The 5505-nt window shown below is 74.3% G+C and carries 6 protein-coding genes; 5 read left to right on the forward strand and 1 reads right to left on the reverse strand.

Going from position 1 to position 5505, the window contains the following annotated elements:
* Nucleotides 1–756: 756 nt before the first annotated feature.
* The gene (locus VFZ20_RS10750) at nt 757–1827 is read right to left on the reverse strand and encodes a sigma-54 dependent transcriptional regulator (RefSeq protein WP_329683872.1); all 1071 of its coding nucleotides are present in this window, start codon (nt 1825–1827) and stop codon (nt 757–759) included.
* Between the two features lie 521 nt (nt 1828–2348).
* Here VFZ20_RS10750 and VFZ20_RS10755 point away from each other — a divergent pair.
* The 5 genes from VFZ20_RS10755 to VFZ20_RS10775 all read left to right on the forward strand — a co-directional run.
* Nucleotides 2349–2849: a M67 family metallopeptidase gene (locus tag VFZ20_RS10755; protein WP_329683873.1), complete on the forward strand. Its 501-nt coding sequence runs from the start codon at nt 2349–2351 to the stop codon at nt 2847–2849.
* Nucleotides 2846–3136 (forward strand): MoaD/ThiS family protein, encoded by a 291-nt coding sequence (locus VFZ20_RS10760; RefSeq protein WP_329683874.1) that lies wholly within the window; start codon nt 2846–2848, stop codon nt 3134–3136. Before VFZ20_RS10755 ends, VFZ20_RS10760 begins: the two co-directional genes overlap by 4 nt.
* 267 nt (nt 3137–3403) lie before the next feature.
* Nucleotides 3404–3835, forward strand: coding sequence for an AbrB/MazE/SpoVT family DNA-binding domain-containing protein (locus VFZ20_RS10765; RefSeq protein ID WP_329683875.1), 432 nt, complete (start codon nt 3404–3406; stop codon nt 3833–3835).
* 61 nt (nt 3836–3896) lie between these two features.
* Entirely contained in the window at nt 3897–4916 is a 1020-nt protein-coding gene (locus tag VFZ20_RS10770) for a hypothetical protein (protein WP_329683876.1), read from the forward strand.
* Nucleotides 4917–4926: 10 nt separating this feature from the next.
* Nucleotides 4927–5505 (forward strand): FAD-dependent oxidoreductase (locus VFZ20_RS10775; RefSeq protein ID WP_329683877.1); only part of this gene is annotated, 579 nt, incomplete at its 3' end.

Consider the following 5505-nt stretch of genomic DNA (forward strand, 5'->3'; position numbering starts at 1 on the left):
CCCCCTCCGGGCTCGCGGAGCTCGCCCACCTCCCCCAAAAAACCCTGGGGGAGGTTGTACGGCGCGGCTTTCATCCCGCAGGGCGCGCGCAACGCCGAATGACTGAATCGAAAGAGGGGCCGGGTCCAGGCGTTCGGCGGACGTCGCGCGAGCGCCCCCTCCGGGCTCGCGGAGCTCGCCCACCTCCCCCAAAACCCCTGGGGGAGGTTGAGCTGCGCTCTTATCCCGCAGGGTGCGCGCAAACGCTGAATGACTGATCGAGAGAGGGGGCCGGATCCAGGCGTTCGGTGGCCATCGCGCGAGCGCCCCCTCCGGGCTCGCGGAGCTCGCCCACCTCCCCCAAAACCCCTGGGGAGGTTGTACGGCGCAGCTTTCATCCCGCAGGGTGCGCGCAACGCCGAATGACTCGGGAAGTCGAATCAACACCGATGTGCAGTGTCTGCGCGGATCCGGTACCAGGTGCAGGACCCATGGGGCGTCGACGGCCGGTCGCGGAGCGGAGGGAGCGGGCAGGATGCGTCGGGCCCGTGGTCGAGCGGCGGCTGCCGGCCGGCATCCCGACGTTCGGGGAGGGGCAGGTGGGTGGCAGTGGGAGGGTGGAGCCCGCCGGGGCACATCATCCACCCGATCGCGATCAGTAAGCGGCGGCCCCGGACGGAATTCGGCGTCCCGGCCGGGCCTTCGCAATGATCGGAATGCAGGCACGGACGGCCGTCCGCGCGGGGCGCGGACGGCGAAGGGGCGGAGCGGAACGGGTCAGCGGGAGCGGGCTTCCTCCGCCAGCAGGTCGTACAGGCCGCGGCGGCTGATCCCCAGGATCCGGGCGGCCTCCACCTTGTTGCCGCCGGACAGGCGCAGCGCCTCGGCTAGGTAGTGCCGGCGCACCCGGCGCACGGCCCCCGGCAGGTCCAGCGCGCACCCCGGGTCCACGTCGGCCGCGGGGCCGTGCGCCCGCATCTCCGCGGGAAGGTGGCAGGGGAGCACGGCGTCGCCGTCGTCCAGCCGGGCCAGCACCAGGGCCCGCTCGATGACGTTCTCCAGCTCGCGCACGTTGCCCGGCCACGGGTACGCGTCCATGGCTTCCACGGCGGCCGCGCCCACCCGGCGCAGGGGCGAGCCCGTGCGGGGGATGCAGCGCCCCAGGAAGTGCTCGCACAGCTGCGGGATGTCTTCCTTGCGCTCGCGAAGGGGCGGCAGGCGCAGCTCGATGATGCACAGCCGGTAGTACAGGTCCGACCGAAGGCGGCCCTGGCGGACGGCGCATGCCGGGTCGGCGTTGGTGGCGGCGATCACCCGCACGTCCACCCGCACGCTGCGCTGCGCCCCCAGCCGCCGCACCTCGCGCTCCTGCAGGGCCCGCAGGAGCTTGGGCTGCAGGGCCAGGGGCAGCTCCGCCACCTCGTCCAGGAACAGCGTGCCGCCGTTGGCCTCCTCGAAGTAGCCCGGCCGCGCGCCGGCCGCCCCCGTGAACGCGCCCCGCTCGTAGCCAAAGAGCTCGGACTCGATGAGGCTTTCGGGGAGGGCGGCGCAGTTCACGGCCACGAACGGGCCGCCCGGGCGCTCGGACAGGGCATGGATGCGGCGGGCCACCACCTCCTTGCCCGTCCCCGTCTCGCCCGTGATGAGCACGGTGGACGCCGTGGGCGCCACCAGCTCGATCATCTGCCGCAGCTCGGCCATCTTGCGGGACCCGCCCACCAGCTCGGGCACGTCGCGGCCCGGCCCCGCCGGGCGGGGGCGGTGGGGAGAGGCGGCGTGGCGCTCGGGGCCGGCGGGCACCCGGCCGGCCAGGGGGGCCGGGCGGGAGAAGCGAGGGAGCGAATCCATGGACCGTCTCCCGTGCAAGGGCACGGAGCCCCGCCCCCCGGGCCGGGCAGGCGACGGGGAGGAAAGCGGGGCACGTGCTTCCATCCGGACAAAACCAGGCGATTCGGGTGCGCCACACGCGCCGCCGGCCCGCGCCCCTTCCGTCCGGGAGGACGGCGGGGCGCGGGCCGGCGTTTCACCCGCGAAGATACACGGAGGGTTTCCAGACGTTTTGTTGAATGGACATACCGGAATTGATCCCTGCTTCCCCAGTAAAGACTGGCAATTCCAACTGTCGCCCCGCTTATGACGATCCTTTAGAGCCGAAAGTACACAGGAAGTTACACTCCGTCAAGGTTGCCGTCCCGTGTTGCGTTCCCCGGCACGCGGGCCGGGGAATGCGGGGGTCGCGACCCGTCCACCGCCCCGAACCGGGCAACCCCGGAGAAGCGGCCGCCGCCTCCCCGCCCCACCGTTCCCTGCGCGCCGCGCCGGACCCGCGCCAAGTCCGGCACCCCATCCACCCGTCCCCCGGAGACGCCGTGACGCCCATCCCCACCGGGACGCCGCCGCACCCGCCGGCCGCGCGGCACGGGGGGACGCTGCGCCTGCCCGCGGAGCTGCTGGCGGCCGTGCACGCCCACGCCCGCGCGGCGTACCCCGAGGAATGCTGCGGCGCCTTGCTGGGTCCCCCGCCGCGGGACGCGGACGCCCCGCGCGCGGTGGCGCGGGTGGTCCCCGTGCCCAACGCGGCGGCGGACGGGCGCGGCGGCCGCTTTCTCATCCCCGCCGCGGCCGTGCGGGCGCTGGAGGGGGAGGCCGCGCGCGGCGGGCTGGCCGTCCTGGGCTTCTACCACTCGCACCCCGACGGACGGCCGCACCCGTCGCGGACGGACCGGGAGGCGGCGTGGCCATGGTACAGCTACCTGATCGTGGCCGTGGCGGCGGACGGGGCGGTCCAGGCGCGCGCCTGGCGCCTGGCGGACGACCGGACGGCGTTCCTGCCGCAGGACCTGCGTCCCGGAGAGGAGGAGCGGGGATGAACGTGCGCGTGTGCCTGCCGGCCCCCCTGCAGCCGTACGCGGAGGGCCGCGCGGAGGTGCCCCTGGCCGCGGGGACGGTGGAGGAGGCCATCGCGGCCCTGGCGGCCCGCTACCCCGGCATGGCGCCGCACCTGCTGGCGGACGGGCGGCTGCGGACCTTCCTGGCCGTGTTCCTGAACGACGACGACGTGCGGCACCGGGGCGGCCTGTCCGCCGCGCTGGCCGACGGCGACGTGCTGACCCTGGTCCCCGGCGTGGCCGGCGGCGCCGGGCACGCCCCCGGCTGACGGGCGCGGAGCGCGGAGGCCGCGGAGGGGACGGCGCGGGGGCGCGGAGGACGGCGGTCGTCCTCCGCGCCCCGCCGTTTTCTCCGGGCGCTCCGCCTGAAAGCCCGCCGTCCCGGGGCGCGCGCGAAAGCGGCGGCAAGCGAGCAATCCGGGAGAAGTGACCATTTGTCCCCCGCGCTACTCTCCCATCCACCACGGCAACCGCGCGGCACGGCACCGGCCCGCCGCCCCGCGCGTCCCCGGCAACCCTCTCTCGCGCCCCGTGCCATGAAGACCCGACAGCCGCCGGCCCCCACCACCACCTTTTCGTTCGTGGGCAACGTGGGCTGCATCCGCTTTCCCCCGCCCATCCGCAAGGCGTCGGGGATCAAGCGGGGCGACCGGCTGGCGCTCACGGTGGAGCGGGACGGCAGCCTGGTGCTGGAGAAGCTGCAGGTCTCCGAGGAGACGCTGCGCGAGACCCTGCCGGTGGAAGGGTGCGCCTGCCAGAACGCGCCCGAGGGATGCGCGGCGGGCGGGCCCGAGGTGCTGACCGTGGGGTGGAGCTACGTGCGCCTGCCCGAGGCGCGCGCCTCCGCGCTGGGCCTGCTGGCCGACGCGCCCCTGCGGCTGGTGGGCGAGCCGGACAGGATCACCGTCTCGCTGCACCCCCGGGCGCGGGACATGGAAGGCGTTTCCCGGGTGGCGTGTCCTCCGTGACCGGCGGCTGCGCACTCCCCCTCCCCATCCACACTCCCCGAAACTGCACGAGGAGGTCACGATGTCGATCCACCCGTACCGGAACGAGTCCCTCATCCAGATGGAAACCTACTTCACCGACGCGGCGCGCGCCGAGGCGCTGGTGGGGCAGGTGCGGGCCAAGTGGGCCCTGCTGCGCGAGCACGGCTTTGCCGACGGGTACCCCGTAGAGGTGCTGCGCAGCGGCGGCGCCGACGGCACGCCCATCAAGATCGTGGAGCTGTTCAAGTGGCGCTCGCGCCAGGCCCAGGTCGAGGTCGGCAACGACCCCGACTACCAGAAGCTGATGACCAACATCGCCGCCCTTTCCAGCGCGGCCACGCAGGAAGACACGCTCACGGGGGTGGTGCGCGGCTTCAACACCAACTTCCCGCCCATCGGCGGCGTGGAGCTGCTCAAGGGGGTGTGCTCGTGCCTGCTCACCATCGACGGGATGGTGGAAGACTACCCCATGAGCGTCAAGAACGGGATCGTGCTCATGCACCGCAGCCCCCGGATGGACCTGGACGGCGACGGGCGCAACGAGATGTACCTCAAGATCCTCATGCACGGCGGCGAGATCATCCAGGCGGCCCTGGGGCCCATCCGCGTGGAGCAGAACTTCGCGCGGCCCAACGACGGCCTGGTCAAGTCGCTGGGCGAGGGCGACAACGACTTCCCCGCCATCGGCATCTGGCGGGTGTCGTGGAAGATCCAGACGGCCCTGGGCGCCGTGCTCACGGACCCGGACCAGCCCCTGATCTTTGGCCCGGCGCTCGTGAACCACTACCCGCCCGTGGGCACGCACTTCCACGCCACCACGGGGCCCGTCAAGCTCGTCCTGGAGCGCACGGGCGAGACGGTGGGCCGGCTGGTGCCGGGCGAGCTCACGGCCTTCGACATCGTCGTCAGCAAGGACGACGAGATCTTCGCCGACATCCTCAACACGCCGCCCGAGGACATCTTCGACATCTGGGAGGAGCACAAGGACCGGGCCCACGCCGCGGTGGACGAGCGCGAGGCGCTGCCCGAGCTGGCGCCCGGGCTGGCGGCGGTGGTGTGAGGACGGCGGGATGATGCGGCGCGCGGCCGGGGATCCCCCCGCGGCGGCCCGAGGGGCTGCCACCACGGTCCCGCGGGGCGGTGCCCCCGGCCGCACCCGCGCGCCCACGCCCTGGCTGGAGCAGGTGCAGCCGGGGCGGCTGCCCACCCTGGACCGGCTGCCGGCCCGCGTGGAGGTGGCCGTGGCGGGCGGCGGGGTGATCGGGATGGCGGTCGCGTACGCGCTGGCGCGGCGGGGGGCGCGGGTGCTGGTGCTGGAGTCGCGGCTTCCCGGCTGGGGGGCCAGCGGCCGCAACGCCGGGCTCGTCCTGGGCAGCCCCGCGTCGCTGCGCGAGCTCCGCGCCGTGCTGGACGAGGAGGAGATCGACGCCGGCTACGGCGAGCCCGGGCACCTGGCCCTGGCCTCGTCGCCGGAGGTGATGGACCGCTTTCGCGCGGAGCTGGCCGCCCGCCCCGCCGGCGCCGCCCCCCTCCAGGTGCTGGACCGGGCGCAGTGCGAGGCCCTGCTGGGGCTGCGCATGGCCCCCCGCTTCCAGGGCGGACGGTGGATGCCCGTGGCCGGCGCGCTGCACCCCGCGCGCTTTCTCTAC

Origin of the sequence: Longimicrobium sp., from assembly GCF_036280135.1 — a bacterium.
Lineage (GTDB): Bacteria > Gemmatimonadota > Gemmatimonadetes > Longimicrobiales > Longimicrobiaceae > Longimicrobium.

What these genes read in the sequence shown, in the direction of transcription:
- VFZ20_RS10765 (WP_329683875.1), top strand. Translation starts at nt 3,404, where the DNA reads ATGAAGACCCGACAGCCGCCGGCCCCCACCACCACCTTTTCGTTCGTG.
- VFZ20_RS10750 (WP_329683872.1), bottom strand. Translation starts at nt 1,827, where the DNA reads ATGGATTCGCTCCCTCGCTTCTCCCGCCCGGCCCCCCTGGCCGGCCGG.
- VFZ20_RS10760 (WP_329683874.1), top strand. Translation starts at nt 2,846, where the DNA reads ATGAACGTGCGCGTGTGCCTGCCGGCCCCCCTGCAGCCGTACGCGGAG.
- VFZ20_RS10770 (WP_329683876.1), top strand. Translation starts at nt 3,897, where the DNA reads ATGTCGATCCACCCGTACCGGAACGAGTCCCTCATCCAGATGGAAACC.